At 44.5% G+C, this 17,575-nt stretch carries 16 protein-coding genes and 1 pseudogene; 11 read left to right on the top strand and 6 right to left on the bottom strand.

Annotation, left to right across the window (positions count from 1 at the left end):
- The first annotated feature begins 210 nt into the window (after positions 1-210).
- Positions 211-1,344, top strand: coding sequence for a type II asparaginase (locus ACQVGS_RS20595; RefSeq protein ID WP_106021201.1), 1,134 nt, complete (start codon positions 211-213; stop codon positions 1,342-1,344).
- A gap of 170 nt (positions 1,345-1,514) precedes the next feature.
- Positions 1,515-2,153, top strand: coding sequence for a lipase EstA (estA, locus tag ACQVGS_RS20590; RefSeq protein WP_095714483.1), 639 nt, complete (start codon positions 1,515-1,517; stop codon positions 2,151-2,153).
- Between the two features lie 37 nt (positions 2,154-2,190).
- Here estA and ACQVGS_RS20585 read toward each other — a convergent pair whose 3' ends face one another.
- A complete protein-coding gene (locus ACQVGS_RS20585) occupies positions 2,191-2,574 on the bottom strand; it encodes an RDD family protein (RefSeq protein ID WP_106021252.1) in 384 nt (127 codons plus the stop codon).
- Positions 2,575-2,810: 236 nt separating this feature from the next.
- Here ACQVGS_RS20585 and ACQVGS_RS20580 point away from each other — a divergent pair, with 236 nt between their 5' ends.
- Positions 2,811-3,890, top strand: a complete 1,080-nt coding sequence (locus ACQVGS_RS20580) for a helix-turn-helix domain-containing protein (protein ID WP_024120108.1) — start codon at positions 2,811-2,813, stop codon at positions 3,888-3,890.
- A gap of 43 nt (positions 3,891-3,933) precedes the next feature.
- On the opposite strand, the gene natK is transcribed toward ACQVGS_RS20580, so the two are convergent.
- Positions 3,934-4,890: a two-component system sensor histidine kinase NatK gene (gene natK / locus ACQVGS_RS20575; protein ID WP_106021204.1), complete on the bottom strand. Its 957-nt coding sequence runs from the start codon at positions 4,888-4,890 to the stop codon at positions 3,934-3,936.
- A gap of 12 nt (positions 4,891-4,902) precedes the next feature.
- On the bottom strand, positions 4,903-5,604 hold the full coding sequence (gene natR / locus ACQVGS_RS20570) for a two-component system response regulator NatR (RefSeq protein WP_024120110.1): 702 nt from the start codon (positions 5,602-5,604) through the stop codon (positions 4,903-4,905).
- 143 nt (positions 5,605-5,747) lie between these two features.
- On the opposite strand from natR, the gene natA reads away from it, so the two are divergent.
- From natA to ACQVGS_RS20555, 3 genes are all read left to right on the top strand, one after another.
- Positions 5,748-6,488 carry a sodium ABC transporter ATP-binding protein NatA gene (gene natA / locus ACQVGS_RS20565; protein WP_059292022.1) on the top strand — a complete coding sequence of 247 codons (741 nt, stop codon included), beginning with the start codon at positions 5,748-5,750 and terminating at the stop codon, positions 6,486-6,488.
- Positions 6,489-7,649 (top strand): ABC transporter permease, encoded by a 1,161-nt coding sequence (locus ACQVGS_RS20560; protein ID WP_151174729.1) that lies wholly within the window; start codon positions 6,489-6,491, stop codon positions 7,647-7,649. It begins immediately after the preceding gene.
- 135 nt (positions 7,650-7,784) lie between these two features.
- The gene (locus ACQVGS_RS20555; protein WP_400152747.1) at positions 7,785-8,717 is read left to right on the top strand and encodes an aldo/keto reductase; all 933 of its coding nucleotides are present in this window, start codon (positions 7,785-7,787) and stop codon (positions 8,715-8,717) included.
- A 37-nt stretch (positions 8,718-8,754) separates the two neighbouring features.
- Here ACQVGS_RS20555 and ACQVGS_RS20550 read toward each other — a convergent pair whose 3' ends face one another.
- Both ACQVGS_RS20550 and ACQVGS_RS20545 read right to left on the bottom strand, forming a co-directional pair.
- Positions 8,755-9,819 carry a DUF4352 domain-containing protein gene (locus ACQVGS_RS20550; protein WP_101865318.1) on the bottom strand — a complete coding sequence of 355 codons (1,065 nt, stop codon included), beginning with the start codon at positions 9,817-9,819 and terminating at the stop codon, positions 8,755-8,757.
- Positions 9,820-9,842: 23 nt separating this feature from the next.
- Positions 9,843-9,973: pseudogene (locus ACQVGS_RS20545) on the bottom strand (hypothetical protein).
- A 164-nt stretch (positions 9,974-10,137) separates the two neighbouring features.
- Here ACQVGS_RS20545 and ACQVGS_RS20540 point away from each other — a divergent pair.
- Both ACQVGS_RS20540 and ACQVGS_RS20535 read left to right on the top strand, forming a co-directional pair.
- A complete protein-coding gene (locus tag ACQVGS_RS20540) occupies positions 10,138-11,559 on the top strand; it encodes a YcdB/YcdC domain-containing protein (protein ID WP_400153653.1) in 1,422 nt (473 codons plus the stop codon).
- Between the two features lie 185 nt (positions 11,560-11,744).
- Entirely contained in the window at positions 11,745-13,106 is a 1,362-nt protein-coding gene (locus ACQVGS_RS20535; protein ID WP_106021210.1) for a YcdB/YcdC domain-containing protein, read from the top strand.
- A gap of 5 nt (positions 13,107-13,111) precedes the next feature.
- Here the strand turns inward: ACQVGS_RS20535 and cwlK are convergent, their stop codons facing one another.
- Positions 13,112-13,615, bottom strand: coding sequence for a peptidoglycan L-alanyl-D-glutamate endopeptidase CwlK (cwlK, locus tag ACQVGS_RS20530; RefSeq protein ID WP_024120117.1), 504 nt, complete (start codon positions 13,613-13,615; stop codon positions 13,112-13,114).
- A gap of 120 nt (positions 13,616-13,735) precedes the next feature.
- Here cwlK and ACQVGS_RS20525 point away from each other — a divergent pair, with 120 nt between their 5' ends.
- From ACQVGS_RS20525 to ACQVGS_RS20515, 3 genes are all read left to right on the top strand, one after another.
- Positions 13,736-14,857, top strand: coding sequence for a Rap family tetratricopeptide repeat protein (locus ACQVGS_RS20525; RefSeq protein WP_103672203.1), 1,122 nt, complete (start codon positions 13,736-13,738; stop codon positions 14,855-14,857).
- 110 nt (positions 14,858-14,967) lie between these two features.
- Positions 14,968-15,744: an SDR family oxidoreductase gene (locus ACQVGS_RS20520; protein WP_106021212.1), complete on the top strand. Its 777-nt coding sequence runs from the start codon at positions 14,968-14,970 to the stop codon at positions 15,742-15,744.
- A 26-nt stretch (positions 15,745-15,770) separates the two neighbouring features.
- Positions 15,771-17,459 carry a glycoside hydrolase family 13 protein gene (locus ACQVGS_RS20515; protein ID WP_326374450.1) on the top strand — a complete coding sequence of 563 codons (1,689 nt, stop codon included), beginning with the start codon at positions 15,771-15,773 and terminating at the stop codon, positions 17,457-17,459.
- Positions 17,460-17,575 lie beyond the last annotated feature (116 nt).

The following is a 17,575-nucleotide window of genomic DNA, read 5'->3' as shown; positions in this document are numbered from 1 at the left end:
CCCACCTTACTGATTGCGATCATAAAATATAGTGACTGGTCTATTATCATGATTCACCCATCGAATGTCAAGATAAAGGAACTCGAATAAGAAAATAAAATGAGCATATAAAAAAGCTGAGAGATAACCTGACGCACATTTTGACTGAATAAATGAAATATTCAATTATTAAAAGGTGTAAAGACGTTACCAAACAAAAGGAGAGAAAACATGAAAACACAACGATTCCTCTTACTGACCCTTTTTACCGCACTATTGCTTGCTTTTACCGGATGCTCACAATCTCCTGAAGCAAAAGAATCCCCAAAAGAAAAAACGCAGACACAAAAAGTTTCTTCAGCTGCTGCTTCAAAAAAAAATGACCTTCCAAATATCAAAATATTGGCGACAGGAGGTACGATTGCCGGAGCCGATAAATCAAAAACCTCTACAACTGAATACAAAGCAGGTGTCGTCGGTGTTGAGTCTCTGATCAAAGCGGTGCCAGAGATGAAGGACATTGCGAATGTCAGCGGCGAGCAAGTGGTTAACGTCGGAAGCACAAACATTGATAACAAAACATTGCTGAAGCTCGGAAAACGAGTCAACAAACTGCTTTCTTCAGATGATGTTGACGGTATTGTCGTGACCCACGGAACAGATACATTAGAAGAAACGGCTTATTTTCTGAACCTCATTGTAAAAAGCGATAAACCGGTTGTTGTTGCCGGTTCGATGAGGCCGTCCACAGCCATCAGTGCTGACGGCCCGTCCAACTTGTATAACGCAGTTAAAGTGGCAGGCGCACCTGATGCAAAAGGGAAAGGGACGCTCGTCGTTCTCAATGACCGCATTGCTTCAGCACGGTACGTTACAAAAACCAACACAACCGCAACAGACACCTTTAAATCAGAAGAAATGGGATACATCGGAACGATTGCCGATGACATTTATTTTCATAATGAAATGACACGCAAGCATACAAAGGATACGGATTTCTCGGTTTCCAGCCTTGATAAACTGCCGCAAGTAGACATTCTGTACGGCTACCAAAATGACGGAAGCTATCTGTTTGATGCGGCTGTAAAGGCTGGCACAAAAGGCATAGTCTTCGCGGGATCAGGCAACGGATCTTTATCTGAAACAGCCGAAAAGGGGGCAGTCAGAGCGGTCAAAAAAGGCGTCACAGTGGTTCGCTCAACCCGTACGGGAAATGGTGTCGTCACACCGAACGGCGACTATGTGAAAAACGGCCTTTTGGCATCAAACTCCTTAAATCCGCAAAAAGCCCGGATATTGTTAATGCTCGCGCTCACCAAAACAGATGATCCTAAAAAAATCCAAGACTATTTTAATGAATATTAAAGAGAAGAAGGCGAAAAAGCCTTCTTTTTTTGCATTTTCGGGATCATAAACAGCTGAAATGTTCTCTCAACCTTAAAATTTCTTTAAAAATAAGTAAAATTTACCCTTTACTTAATTAATTTGCCAAAGTATTATAATTTAAGAATTTGTTACAAAAAAAGGAGGATATTATGAAACTTTTAAGAGGTAAGATCATTGCACTTGTAACAATTGTTGCGCTGTCAGTTACATCCATGTTTGCGATGCAGCCGTCAGCGAAAGCCGCTGAACATAATCCGGTGGTGATGGTTCACGGAATTGGCGGAGCTTCTTTTAACTTTGCCGGTATTAAAACGTATTTGGCATCACAAGGCTGGTCACGGGACAAGCTGTATGCTGTAGATTTTTGGGACAAGACAGGCAATAACTTAAACAACGGCCCAGTATTATCACGTTTTGTGCAAAAGGTATTAGATGAAACCGGTGCGAAAAAAGTGGACATTGTCGCTCACAGCATGGGGGGCGCCAACACGCTTTATTACATAAAAAAACTGGACGGCGGTAATAAAATTGAAAACGTCGTAACGCTTGGCGGCGCGAACCGTCTCGTTTCAAACAAGGCGCTTCCGGGAACGGACCCAAATCAAAAGATTTTATATACGTCTATTTACAGCTCGGCGGACATGATTGTTATGAACTATCTGTCTAATTTAGAAGGGGCAAAAAATGTTCGTATCAACGGTGTCGGACATATCGGCCTTCTGTACAGCAGCCAAGTCAACAGCCTGATTAAAGAAGGGCTGAACGGCGGCGGACAAAATACGAACTAATGAGAAACATAACCTTGAAGAATCCTATTCTTCAAGGTTATTCTGCTTTCAGCACAATTGTTTTCGCAGCCATATCATGAACGGTTTGTTTTTTCTTCGTAAATGCGGCTGTTAAATAGATCAGGCGGGAAAACACATGCACCCACGCTATCAGGTAACGGACAATGGCCTGAGGGAGGGAGATTTTCTCGTGTGTTTCATCTCTCACGATTTGCAGCCCGATGATTTTTTTGCCCAGCGTACCCTTCCAATTTGTCAGCGGCATCAGCAAAGGATACACAAGCAGCATCAATATGGCGACAGCGATGACGCCAGCGGACCCGTCGCCAAACATAAATCCGGATGCTAAAATCACTGCGGCCGCAATGATCACGTCAAGCACAAGAGCGCAGGTGCGCAGCATAAAACCAGCTAGTTCCAACATAAACACTTCCTTAAAAATTTTAGATAAACACCTAACGATTGTAAAAAAGAAGGGCCTAAAGTGGGAATAGGTTATAAGTCTTAAATCACAAAAGTTGATGAAAAAGTCATAGGTAAATTTACATAATGAACCAGGCTGTCACATTACCAAATTCTTTTTTAGCCCGAAACCAAGCCCTCAGAAGTTATTTTTGTTAAAATAGAAAAGTTACAACAGAATTCGGAGGGTTTATTGTGGGAAAAGTGAAAAGAAATGCCCCTTGCCCATGCGGCAGCGGTAAGAAATATAAAAAATGCTGCGGAAATAAAGTTGTCGACTTCCCGACAGAATTAGCGGCAAAAGAAGCAAAACAAATTCAGGAAGACTTAGTGGAGTATGCCTTCACAGTACATAGAGAAAGCATTTCAGGTTTTATCAACCAGCATGATTTTCTTTCTTCTATGGACAGGCAGACAAAGGACATCAGTGTATTTAATTTAGGAATCTGGGGAATCTTCTTTCACCCGCTCGCTGGTGACAAAACGATCTTTGAAGAGTACCTTCAGAAAAAAGGCGATTCGATCACCCGCCCGAAAACACGTGAGATCGTTGAATCTTGGAAGAGCATGACGCCTGCTTTATTGCTGCTGAAGGATATGAAAGAAGCAGTTATTCATTTTGAAGATGTCATTACGAAAAAACAATTCGACGTGGAAATGGACGTCACAAGTCAAGACCTCCCTCCAGTGGGAAGCTTGATTCTCGGCTATCCGATTCACGAAGCGGAAAAAGCGGAATTCTTCATGCAGTTCACAATCTTCCCAGTGAAGAGAACGGAAGAGCTGATCAGCAAGGTGAAGACATATGCGGATGCTGCAGTGAAAAACGGCAAAACGCCGGAGGACTTCATGAAGCAGGAGTTCAACAACGTACTTTTCGCGCTGTTAGCTGAAAAAGATGAACAGCCGCAGCAAGCGGAGCCTGTTCAAGAAAGCAGCGTTGAGTGGGCAAACGACATGGAGAAAGAAACAGCGGCGGCGATCGAAAAAGGCATGAGCGGAGATGAATATCCGAATGAGCTGATTCCGGCAGTCATTGACATTTGGAAATCGTTCTGCGAGAAAAAATCACCTGTCATCAGAAAGCCGGAAGCTTTTGCGGCGGCAGTTGAATATTATGTGAATGCAATCTCACTTAACGGCGCAACCGTTTCCCAAGCCAAACTGGCGAAAAAATACGGCGTAAGCGCATCAACGATTTCAAGCCGCTACAAAGAAATTGAAAGCACGCTTCAAGATGAAGCGGATCGCTTTGCACAATCATTAACATCTTAATGACGAACAAAAAACCTTGAAAAGCCAAGCTTTTCAAGGTTTTTTATTTTTGGAACGGAATTTTGATTTCTAAACGGAAGACAGGGTGGCGATATGTGAAATCAAGCTTGCCAAAAGCTTGGTTCACCAGCTTTTGGATCACATAAGTGCCGATTCCTTCATGAGTGCCGCTTTTCGTCGTATGGCCGAATGACTGATACAGTGTATCGAGCACTTTCGGTTCCATGCCGGGTGTCGTATTTTCACAAATCAGCACATAAAGCCCGCTTCGCAGTGTTGTCTCCAGCTTGATCTCCGCTTTCTCAGGGGCCTCTGCAGCGCTGTCGAGCGCATTTTCTAATATGTTGCCGGCCAGGCTGACCTGATCAGCGGGAGAGAAAGGGAGGGAAGAAAGCGGTGTATGCAAATGCAGTGAAACGTTCACATTCGAAGCGTTTGCTTTTTCCAGAAAGTCATACAGCACCCCTGCGATGTACGCACTCTCTCCTTTCAAAAACCGGTCATATTGACTGTACTGGCCCGCCCAATGTTTTATGTATGTTTGTGTGTCCGGCTCTGACTGCGCCGAGCTGAGCGCTGTGATATGCTTCATTGTATCGTGATTCCGGCTCCTGACATCCATCAGCATTCGATTGGCGTGCTGTTCAGCCTGAGTCAGCCGATCGATTTGTTCAAAAAGCTTTGTCAGCGAGCGGCACAGCCCGATGCGGAGCCATTCACACGTTGCGAATATCACAATCACAAGCAGCAGTGCCAATCCAGAGGGGGCGATCAGCAAAAACGCCGCCGACAGAATGTGAATCACGGCGATACATGAATAGAGCTGAAGCGGACAGCGATCCCGCATAGGCTTCGTTTTCCATATGTATAAAACCGCTGCCGCCGCGCCTAAAGCAGCGGCGAGCCAAGAAACGGCTGTGCTGTTCGATAGAATGGCAGCCGACTGATAAAATAGGAAACTGAATAAAAACAAATAAAGACATTGAAACAGAGTTATCACAACCTGCGCTCCTCAAAAATAATAGTTTTGAAAATAATCAAGCTGCTGCTTGGTAATCATCGCTTTTTTAGATGTTCCCTCAAACGAAACCGTAAACGAATGTTTCGTATAAGCGGAAAAATGCTTAATGTAATGAATGTTGATAATAAAGGAGCGGTGCGAACGAAGAAAATCCTTCTCCGGCAGATCGCCTTTAATATCGTTTAATGTTTGATACGTTTGCACTTCTTCAGCTGTTGTCACAATCGTCGTCGACCGTCCTGTGCGTTCGGCGAAAATGATATCCTTCTTTTGCAGCACATGCATTTTAGATTTTTGTTTAATCAAAATCCGCCCGTTCAAGCTCGTTTCCGTTTTCTTTTTGAAATAACGTTCGAAGGAAGAGCTGAGACGATCGGCGTGGTACGGCTTCATAATATAGTCGTGGACGTTCAGATCAAATGCGTGAACCGCATAGCCGCTGTTGCCGGTGACGAAAATCACATCCACATCCAGCGAATGAGATCTGATTAAATCCGCCAGCTCGTAGCCTGACATGTGAGGCATCTCAATATCGGCAAGCAGAAGATCAATGTCCCCGTTCTTCACCCGGCTGTAAGCTTCCTCCGCCGAATCGGTGGCAAAGACAATTTCGACATCCTGCATTCTGGACACGATTGCTTCCAGCTTCTCTAAATCTACTCGATAATCATCGACTAGTCCGACTTTTACCATTATCATTCCCCTAGTTAAATAGAATCACCTTTATTTTATCCCATTTCGCGACATAAAAAGAACTCTTCGCGACAACTTTATCCAACAAATCCAGCTTTTCGTATATAGTCATTACTAGAAATAACAAAAAGGGAGATTGTGACATGATTACACTGACGGATTGCAGCCGCAGGTTTACAGATAAGAAAAAAGTAGTCAAAGCTGTGCGTGATGTAAGCTTAACGATTCAAAAAGGAGAAGTCGTCGGCATTCTCGGAGAAAACGGAGCCGGCAAAACAACGATGCTGAGAATGATCGCGACCCTGCTTGAACCGACACAGGGCACGATCGCAGTAGACGGCTTTGACACGGCCAAGCAGCCGGCGGAGGTCAAGAAACGAATCGGCGTCTTATTCGGGGGAGAAACAGGACTCTATGACCGGATGACTGCAAAAGAAAATTTACAGTACTTTGGCCGGCTGTACGGGCTGAACCGCCACGAAATCAAAGCGAGAATAGAAGATTTATCAAAACGGTTCGGCATGCGTGATTATATGGACCGGAGAGTGGGCGGGTTTTCAAAAGGAATGAGGCAGAAAGTCGCCATTGCCAGGGCGCTGATTCACGATCCGGATATCATTTTATTTGATGAGCCGACGACAGGACTAGATATTACGTCAAGCAATATCTTCCGTGAATTTATTCAGCAGCTGAAAAGAGAACACAAAACCATCCTGTTCTCCAGCCACATTATGGAGGAGGTGCAGGCGCTCTGTGACAGTGTCATTATGATGCACAGCGGAGAGGTCATTTACAGAGGAGCACTTGAAACACTATACGAGAGCGAACGCAGCGACGATTTGAACTACATCTTTATGTCTAAGCTGGTCAGGGGGATTTCATAAATGGTAGGACAGATTTATAAAAAAGAGATGATCGACGCATTACGGGACAGAAAAACAATTTTACTGACGATCTTGGTTCCGATGATTACGATGCTGGGCCTTGTGTTTTTCTACGAAAGCATGCTTTCGGACAAAGGGGAGCAGTACACGATCGCTGTCGGCCAGTCCCTGCCGTCTGAGCTGGAACATAAGCTGAATGCGATTGACGAAATCAGTGTAAAGACATTCGCAAAACCTGAACAGGCGGTCGATGACGGCAAAGCGGATGTGTATCTGAACGTCCCGAAAGAGTTTGATTCTTATATCACCAGTATGACATCTTTTGAGATTGACGTTTACGGCAGCTCGGTCGATCAAGGTTCATCAAATGCTATACAGCTTGTGCAATCTGCCTTAGAGCAGTACAAAAATGAAATTGTGCAAGAACGTTTAACGAGTAAACATATTGACCACTCGGTGATCCAGCCGTTTTCGGTTCAGCAAAAAGAAGCAGATGAAGAGCAAGGCGTTTCCGCGATCATGCTTTCCGCCATTCTTCCGATGCTGCTTTTAACATCAATCGTTTCCGGTGCCATGCCGATCGCTCTTGATATTATTGCCGGAGAAAAGGACCGGAAATCCATAGAAGCGCTGCTGTTAACCCCGGTCAGCAGAAACAAAGTGTTAGTCGGCAAGTGGCTTGCGGTTTCTACCTTCGGGATAGCCTCTGGCGTATTGTCACTGCTCTTTCTGATTCTGTGCACCGTCTTATTTACGGAAAAGTTAAGAACAGCCTTTCAGCTGGGAGATCACTTATGGGTCATTATCGGAGCTTCAGCCTTGATCATCGTGCTTTCTGCAATGCTGATCGCCGCAATGGAGCTTATGATCAGCATCATTTCCGGCACGGTAAAAGAAGCGCAGAGCTATATGTCTCTTGTCGTCTTTCTGCCTATATTCCCGATGTTTTTCATCTTCAATAAGGCGCCGAATCAAATCGATCTATCCTACTTTTTCATCCCATTCCTAAACCTGCACGCCTTATTTAAACAGCTGTTATTCGGGATGATAAATCCGGCTGCCATTCTATACACGTGCGGAACCATCGTCGTGCTCATCGCCATTTTCTTTTTACTGGCCAGAGCCTGCTTCTTAAAAGACAAATGGGTTCTGCCAAAATAAACTTGCAAAAGGAGAAATACACTTTCTCCTTTTTGTGTATGCTGAAAAAAGAAGGAAAATAGAAAAAGGATATCTAATACAGAAAGTGGAACCTGCGCTATTTTTCATCAAATCATTTCGGAAGGAGAAGGGACAATGGATCAAACACGTGCACTTGGGCAAACGAATTTACAGGTGAAACGGATCGGATTCGGCGCAAATGCGGTCGGCGGGCATAATCTGTTTCCGAATCTGAATGATGAAACTGGCAAGGACTTGGTTCGCACGGCATTGGACGGCGGCGTGAACTTTATCGATACCGCCTTTATATATGGATTGGGGCGGTCCGAAGAATTAATCGGTGAGGTCGTTCATGAACGCGGTGTCCGGGATCAGCTCATTATCGCCTCTAAAGGAGCCCATAAAGAAGTAAACGGCCGCATTGAATTAGACAACAGCCGGGATTTTCTTCGCGGCGAGGTAGAAAAGAGCCTGAAGCGGCTGAAGACAGATTACATCGATCTGTATTATGTTCATTTTCCGGATGGCAAGACACCTCTTGCGGAAGTCGCGGGCACGCTGAAGGAACTGAAGGATGAAGGGAAAATCAAAGCGATCGGGGCTTCGAACCTCAATTATCAGCAATTGCAGGAATTTAATGCGGACGGCTATTTGGAGGTCTTTCAGTCAGAATACTCTTTAATTCAGCGTGATGCTGAGAAGGAGCTGCTCCCATACTGTGAAAAACACGGGATTTCCTTTATTCCGTACTTCCCGCTCGCATCCGGGCTGCTGACCGGAAAGTTTACAAAAGATGATGCCTTTGACGACAATCGAAAGAACAACCCGCAATTCCAGGGAGAAACCTTTATTCAAAACCTGAAAAAAGTGGACAAGCTCAAAGCGGTAGCTGAGGAAAAGAATGCGGAAACGGCTCATGTCGCCTTGGCTTGGCTGTTAACGAGACCGGCTGTAGACGCCATCATTCCAGGTGCTAAGCGCCCGGAACAGCTGAAGGCTAACCTGAAAACCTTAGATGTTGAACTGACGAATGATGAAGCAGAGTTCATCAGCAGGATTTTTAAATAAAAAAGGAAATAGCCACAGGGCTATTTCCTTTTGATGTTTATTCTTTAATGAATGCTTCAACTAATTCTGCTGCTCTGTAATCGTCCATATCAAGCTGCCACTGGTCGATGTCATTTTTCTTCATTTTCACTTCAACTGTTTTTTCACTTGAAGCCGGGCCAAGCTTTTTGAACTCTTCTGGATAGACTTGAAGCGCATATTTTACAGCATCTTCATAGCTCGCACCTGAATTCTTGCTGTAGTAGTCTTTCATTCTGTCCTCGATGCGGTCGGAGAGAGAAGAAGCGTCGACTGGTTTAATTGTAGCTTCTACAATGGCTTCATCTTTTGAGATAGAAGTTGTTTTCGCTTGAATCGATGAGTTTTTGCTTAATCCCGCTTTAATGCCGTTCACGATATTATCAAGCGCTTTGCTGTCCGCATATGTGCTTGAAAGGCCTGATGCTGAGAGGTAGCCGTCTTTTGCTGACTCGTTAAAGTCGTTCACAATCTCATTTTTGTTAGCGCCGGTGATTTTTTCGAAATCTTTGTTATCTTTACCGAAAAGAAGGACATCTATATATGCCGATAAAGCTTTCGCAGAGTCTTGGAGCTGATCTGCTGTCGCAAGGATTTTTTTGTCTTTTCCATCAATTTTGAATGTAACTGATTTTGGCTTCTTATCACCGTAAGATTCCGGTGTATAATTCAGCTCGTATTTTTCGCCTTTATCTACAACGAAGAAAAGATTTCCTTCAACGGATTTGTCAGTGTTAATCGTGCTGCCCTGCAGCTTTTCGTTATAGTCTTCAGGATCTGTGTCAGACATTTTGGTATCACCCTGATACAAAGTGAAATCCATATTGTCTACATTAAGCGGTTCTTTCCCTGTGTTTTTCACAGCGACATTTACCTTTAACACGAGCTGATCATCTGAAGTTGACTTATCATACTGAGACGGAAGTGTATAAGAGACATCTTTGATCTTAACTTGAGCTATATCTGCGCTTTTTTCTGTTTCTGAATTTTTCTTCTCCGCGCTTGTTTTACTTCCGGAACAAGCAGCTGTAAACAGCATCAGCAGGAGAACAAGGAAAACAGCGTACGTTTTTTTCTGAAACATTCATTTTTCCTCCTCAAATGGTTTTAGGAAAGGGGAGCCTTTTGTCTTTGAGAATTGGATCTTTTTGAATGGATTGACATCATGCAGCCAAAAAAATCGGTTCTTTTCTCACGGTTTTACCCAGATTTCTGGAAACTCCGTCCTTCTTTGCGATTGATGACCTATAAAAAGTTGCAACGGAATTAATTTTAAGATTATTAGCTTTTATATTGAATAGGTTCATCATACTATTTTTGGTGAAAAATGTTCTGGTAAAACTGGAAAACACAGAAATTTGTGTATATTAGACTATTACTTTGTGATCAGTCGAAGGGTGACATTCGAACGAAGAAGGGGGCCGCCTTGGTGAAAAAAGAGGAATTGAAACAAAAAGCACTGGAAATCGGCCGTGTTCCGACACACTTAAAGCTGGAAATTGAAGATTATGGTGATGAACGGAAAAGGTCGTATTTTTGCTGGATAGATCCGCAGGATGAACACAAAGGGATCATCGTAGAGCTTGGACCGGACGGACAGCTGGAAGGGCTTTCTCGTGATATTGAGCTTGAAAGCGATGAGAAGCTGTCCGAAGACCAAATAGAGGATATCTTGATTCAGTTCGTGAACTCTCATTATCCTGAAGTTCCGTCTGCATTTGTCCGTGAAGAAAATGATGAGGCGTATGATGATAAAGTAAGGTTTTCATATGTTCAAATGGAAGACGGGCTGCCGCTTCCTATGAGCGGATTTATGGCTGATGTCTCCTTATCAGGGGAGGTGGTGTATTTTCGGTATTACGGGAAAGCGTGCAATATAATCAAGCCGGAACAGGTCGCAGATGAAAAAGAAGCACTGGCTTATTTCAAGAAAGATGTAGATGTCACTCTCCTATTTGAGATCCTTCATCGCTCTGTCTACAAAAACGGAGACGATCAGCCGCATTTGGTGTATGAGTTTGAAAACGCGGGCATTGCTGTGCCTGCTGATTTGGTCCGAGAAGAAAAAGAATTTGATGATGACGATTACAGGGAGCGGGAAAGCTTTCCTCTCCCTTTATTCGAGGGCATTCACGAAAAGGCCGATCCTGGCAGCATGATCGGGGTCGAAAAAGGCTTAGTCAAAGAGCGGGAAACGGATCTAGGGGATGGGAGAATCGGGGTCGTCTGGCGGAATCCGGATAATCCTGTGTATCAACCGGCGGATAAAAGCATGGACAGCTGGTTAAGAGGACGGATTCACCAAATGCTGAAAACCATCCATAACAAAGAAACCGGAAAACTTGAAGGTGTTATGTCGTTTATAGACGAAAAAGGGCCGTATACCGTAAGCGAGGAAGAGTGCGAAAAAATCGCCATTCGTTTTCTGTTTGCGTTGTTTCCGAATGCTGATCAATATTTTAAGATCAAATACGCTGAACAGGATGAAGAAAGCTCGTCAGCCGTCTTTACGTTTGACGTGCACTGTAACGGAGTTCCGCTTCGGTTTGGGCAGGTCAAAATCTGCGTCAGCCGCCAGACAGGACTTATTACCGTTTACATGGGACCGGACATTGACCCTGAAGTGCTCCAAGCGATTGACCCTGTTCCATCCATTTCACCGGAACAAGCCAAGTCTATCTTTTGGCGCCATTTTAAAGTCGAGCTTGGCTGGGAGAGAGAATACGAAGAAGATGAAGAAAACAGCTACCGGCTCGTCTACAAGCCGGTATATCCGAGATTGATTGATGCCCATACTGGTGAGGCTGTCATAAGTGCATTGTAAAACAGTCAAAAGTCACACATTTTCGGCGTGTGTACTGGCTGATGTATGAAAAAAGTAATAGAAAGGATATGGAAACCCAGTTTCCTTAATAGAAAAGGACCTTTCTTCACTTTAAAAGAAGAAGGGTCTTTTTATATAATAAACAAGGTTCTCTTTGTCGTAGACTCTTTGAAAGGATGACTTCATTGGTAAACAAACAGCTGAAAAAGAAGGCGCAAGAGATCGGAAATGTACCGCCGCATTATGAGCTTGAGATCGAAGATTATGCTCAAAAACAAAAGAAGAAGGGGCATGCATACTTCATTTGGAAGGACCCCGAAGATCCGGAAAAGCAAATTATCGTAGAACTCTCGAACGACGGTGCTTTGCTCACATTTTCAACAGCCGCCGGCCTCGAGCAGGACAAAAAGCTCCCAGATGCCGAGCTGAAGCTGACAGCTCTTCAGTTTGCCGCAGCCCACCATCCGGCCACATTTATGAAATTTCATTTTCAAGCCAAGGAAGAACGAGGGCATCACATCCGGTTTGTTTATACAAAAAAACAGCTGGGCCTCTCACTTCCTAATTCAGGATTTTTAATAGATATCACCCGCAGCGGACAGATTGTCCATTTTTTATATTACGGAGAAGGGAACAAAGCCGACATCCCAAAGGAATTCGTAGAGAAAGAGAAGGTCATTTCCCATTACGTCAATACCATGTCTTTACGGCTCATGTATGACGTCATTGATGATGAACAGTCGCCCAGACTCGTCTATGAACCGATTTTGCCCGGTTACAGCTATCCAGCGGATGTAGATGAAATCGTGCCTGACCAGCATATATCGGATGAAAGAACGGAAAACGGGGCGCCTCTCCCGCCGCTTGAAAAAAAAGAAGGAACCGATATATATGGAATGCTGGGATTTACCCCTGATATGAAAAAAGTCGGTGAAAAGGACTTCGGAGAGGAACTTGGAAGCACTTGGCGCAAAGGCAGTGCACCGGAGCGAAAGGATTTAAGCATAGGAAGCTATTTTGCAGCGAGAAATAAAAATACAATCAAAATGAAGACTGATAAAAAAACAGGAAAATTAAAAGCAGCTATTTCTTTTATGGAACAGCAGGGTTCTGCACATTACTCAATGGAAGAATGCCAAGAGACAGCGCTTCAGTTTTTGTACGCGCTCTATCCGAGAGCTGATGAGTTTTTCAGAGTGAATCCAATCCGAATCGACGAAAGAGGCAGGGTCCGCAATCATTTTTCTGTCTGGTATAAAGGAATACCGCTGCGGTTCGGCGCTGCCCGCATCATCGTCAACCCGGAAACAGGAAAAGTTGACGCTTTTATGGCTCCGGATATAGACCCAGAGCAATTAGAAACAATCAACCACAAACCGGATGTTTCAGCTGACGAAGCGAGAGAAGCATTTTTATCAGCGTTTGATGTGAAGCTGGAGTGGCAGCCTGATTTTTCAGCAGGCAGCCATCAGCATTATAAGCTTGTGTATAAGCCGATTTATCCTTCATATATTGATGCGCATAAAAGAAAAAAGAAGAGGCTGTGAGGTGTCTAGTCAGGAATCATCTGCAAGTGAGGGTAATCCTTGAACCGTTCCCAATCCCCGCCCCACTCAAATCCGAGTTTTTTAGCGATGGTGACGACCTCCAGCCAATCTGATTTCCCGTTTTGATTGCCGTCGTAATCCATATCCCATAAGATGCTTCCATCCTTTTTCTGAAGAGCAAAATCAATCGCCAAACCATAGTTATGATACGATTCCCCTCCTTTTGCGTAGGTGACAATATTCCCTTTTTTTGTGCGTCCTTGCTTATATAATTCGTCTTGTTCCTTGAAGGATCTGAATCCTTCAGTAATCACGATCGAGATGCCTTTATTTGATGCGGCAGCCTTGAGGGTGTCGGCATTCTGCTTCACAATCGGATCAAGAGCGGAAGGAACAGGCCTGTCCTGCAGAGCGGTTTGAGCGTGCCATGCGTGCCGCACATATGAAAAACAAAGGTCCGCCACAAACAGGAGGCATAAGATGAAGGATGTTTTTGCTATTAATTTCATACCGGTCTCACTTTCTCATGAGGTGCTGAATGTTATGTTTTAAGCCATTGACTCTCTCTAAAAGAGAATAGCTATGATAAAATATAACATAAATAGTAGCAGGAGGAAGGAGGCAGATCATTGAGAGCAAAGATTCCATCTGAAGAAGTGGCGGTAAAACTAAACGAATGGTACAAACACATTCGTGCGTTTGAAGCAGATCAAGCAGAAGCGTTAAAGCAGGAGATCGAGTACGAATTAGAAGATATGGAAGAAAATCAGGATTTGCTATTATATTTTTCTTTGATGGAATTTCGGCATCGGATTATGCTGGACAAGCTGATGCCGGTGAAAGACAGCGACACCGAGCCTCCGTTCTCTGACATGCTGAACGAAATTGAAAGCAATCAGCAAAAACTGACGGGCTTATTAGAATATTATTTTTACTATTTCAGAGGGATGTACGAATTTAAGCAGAAAAATTTCATTTTAGCCATCGATCATTATAAGCACGCCGAGGAAAAGCTGGAGTATGTGGAAGATGAGATTGAAAAAGCTGAATTTCTTTTTAAGGTCGCAGAAGTGTATTATCACATCAAACAAACGTATTTTTCGATGAATTATGCAAGCCAGGCGCTTGATATCTATACGAAATACGAACTGTACGGCCGCCGCCGTGTGCAGTGTGAATTTATCATTGCCGGAAATTTGACGGATGTCTACCATCATGAAAAGGCGCTCAAGCACCTGTGCAGCGCTTTGGATCATGCAAGGCAGCTTGAGGAAGCATATATGATTGCCGCCGCTCATTATAACGTAGGCCACTGTAAGTACAGCTTGGGAGATCTTAGCGAAGCGGAGGGCTATTTCAAGAAGGCCGCCGCCATTTTTGAAGAGCACAAATTTCAGCAGACCGTTCAAGCTGTATTTTCACTGACACATATCTACTGTAAAGAAGAAAAATATGACAAAGCAATAGAGACGTATCAACACGGGGTAAAAAGCGCGGCGGAATGGGCGGATGACATGTACTTAACAAAATTCCGCCTTATTCACGAGCTTTATCTTGGCAGCGGCGACAGGAAGGTTCTGGAAGAGTGCTTTGATCTTCTCGAATCCCGCCAGCTTCTCGCTGATGCAGAGGAGCTGCTGCTGGATGCGGCAGAACGCTTCAATCAGCAGCAAAATTATGAGTCCGCTGCTTTCTTTTACCGCAGGCTGATGGACATAAAAAAGACACTTGCCGAGCAGCGCTTCCAATAAGAGATGGCAGAGAACCGAAAAGGTTCTCTGCTTTTTTTATGCTGTTTTCAACCCGGAAAAATGGGGTATTTTCCAGATACACAATGGAAAATCAGAGGAGGACATCATTTATGTATACAGATTTAATTGGAAAAACAGCCATCGTAACAGGCTCTTCAAAAGGAATCGGGAAAGCCATTGCGGAACGCTTTGGCCGCGAGAAAATGAATGTGGTGGTGAATTATCACAATGACCCGTCAGGAGCCGATGAAACAGTGGACATCATTAAGCAAAATGGAGGGAAAGCCGTCGCAGTCGAAGCGGACGTGTCAAAGGAAGAAGGGATTCAGGCGCTGATGGATGCCGCTTTAGGACACTTTGGCACGCTTGATGTAATGGTGAACAATTCAGGCTTCAACGGCACAGAAGCCATGCCGCATGAGATGAGCCTTGAAGATTGGCAAAGGGTCATTGATGTAAACGTAACGGGAACCTTTATGGGGGCAAAAGCCGCGCTCAATCACATGATGAAGAACAATATCAAAGGAAACGTGCTCAATATCTCAAGTGTTCATCAGCAGATTCCGCGCCCAGTCAATGTTCAATACTCAACTTCTAAAGGCGGCATCAAGATGATGACGGAAACGCTGGCGCTTAACTATGCAGACAAGGGAATTCGCGTCAACGCGATAGCACCGGGCACTATCGCCACAGAGTCCAACGTCGACACGAAAAAAGAAGAAAACAGACAAAAGCAATTGAAAAAAATTCCGATGAAAGCCTTCGGTAAACCGGAAGAAGTGGCGGCTGCAGCGGCTTGGCTCGTATCAGGAGAAGCGAGTTACGTCACCGGCACAACACTGTTTGTAGACGGAGGAATGACACTTTATCCGTCTCAGCTCGAGTAGAAAGAAAAAAACAGGGGGAGTGCGGGATGAAAAAAGACTGGTGGAAGGATGCAGTCGTTTATCAAATATATCCAAGAAGTTTTCAGGACAGTAATGGAGATGGGATCGGGGATTTGCGGGGAATGATTTCCCGGCTGGACTACATAAAGGAGCTTGGGGCAGATGTGATTTGGATATGTCCCATCTACCCTTCTCCAAATGTTGATTACGGTTATGATGTGACTGACCATAAGACGATTATGGAGTCTTATGGCACGATGGAGGATTTTCATGATCTGCTTGACGAGGTGCATCAGCGCGGCTTAAAGCTTGTCATGGATTTTGTCCTAAATCACACCTCAGTCGAGCATCCGTGGTTTAAAGAAGCAGAGCTGGACAAAAACAGCAAGTACCGCAGTTATTACTTTTGGCGCCCCGGAACCGAAGATGGCCCGCCGACAGACTGGGTGTCAGACTACGGACGTCCGGTTTGGCAATATGAGGAGCACACTGGCGAATATTATCTGCACATGAATGCCGTCAAACAAGCTGATTTAAACTGGGAAAACCCTGACGTTCGCCAAGCGGTATATGACATGATGAAGTTTTGGCTCGATAAAGGGGTCGACGGCTTGCGGATAGATCAGCTTCATCTGATCTCAAAGAAAGAGTGCCTTCCTTCACATGAGGACTACGTCAATCAGTGTGCAGAACCGAAACCCTTCCAGCCGAACGGCGAACGCATCCATGACTATTTAAAAGAGATGACAGACGAAGTATTTTCACAATACGATGTCATGTCGGTCGGCGAGGTTGGCTCTGTAACACCGGAGGAAGGCTTGACATATACGGGAACTGATAAGCATGAACTGAATATGATTTTTCACTTTCAGCATATGGAGCTTGACCAGCAGCCGGGAAAAGAACATTGGGATCTGAAGCCCCTAAAGCTTTCTGATTTAAAATCTGTATTAACAAAGTGGCAGAAGACGCTTGAACATAAAGGCTGGAATACTCTGTTTTGGTGCAACCACGACCAGCCGCGGATCGTTTCCCGTTTCGGAGATGAAGGGAGATATCGCAAAGAGTCTGCGAAAATGCTTGCCACTGTCCTTTATTTTATGAAAGGCACGCCGTATATTTATCAAGGAGAAGAAATCGGCATGACAAACGCGCCGTTTTCGAGAATTGAGGACTACAAAGATATCCAAACGATTAATATGTATCATAAACGGGTGTTTGAGAACGGCTATGATCCTGAAGAAGTGATGACTTCTATCTTGGCCAAAAGCCGGGATCACGCCCGGACGCCGATGCAATGGAGCAGCGGGAAGAATGCCGGATTCACGGACGGAACGCCATGGCTGAAGGTCAATCCGGACTATGCATCCATCAATGCCGAGGAAGCGGAGGCCGACCCCGATTCCATTTTAGCCTATTACAAAAAGGTGATCAGCCTGAGAAAGCAGTATGCAGATCTCATAAAAGGAAGCTACGATCTCTTGCTCCCAGATGATCCGCAGCTGTTTGTATACGTCAGAGAGAACGGCCGGCAGAAGCTTTTGGCGGTGAATAATTTTTCAAAAGAGCAGGCTGTATTCCAATGGCCGGAGTGCTGCAGCAAGGATCAGGCGTCCCTTTTACTCAGCAATTATAAAAACAACGGTGATATTGCTGATGAAATGGTGTTTCAGCCTTACGAGAGCAGAGTATATCTTTTGAACACAAGAGAATAAGAAGTCAGCCCGGCGCAGTTTGCCGGGTTTTTCAGTACATATATCCGCGCTGCACGCGGGAAGAATAAAAACATAGCGTCAACATAAAATTAATCTTGCAAAACGTAATGACTTCG

The sequence above is a fragment of the Bacillus sp. SD127 genome, assembly GCF_058566445.1.
The sequence above is the reverse complement of the archived record's forward strand: the minus strand, read 5'-3'. Positions and strand labels throughout refer to the sequence as shown.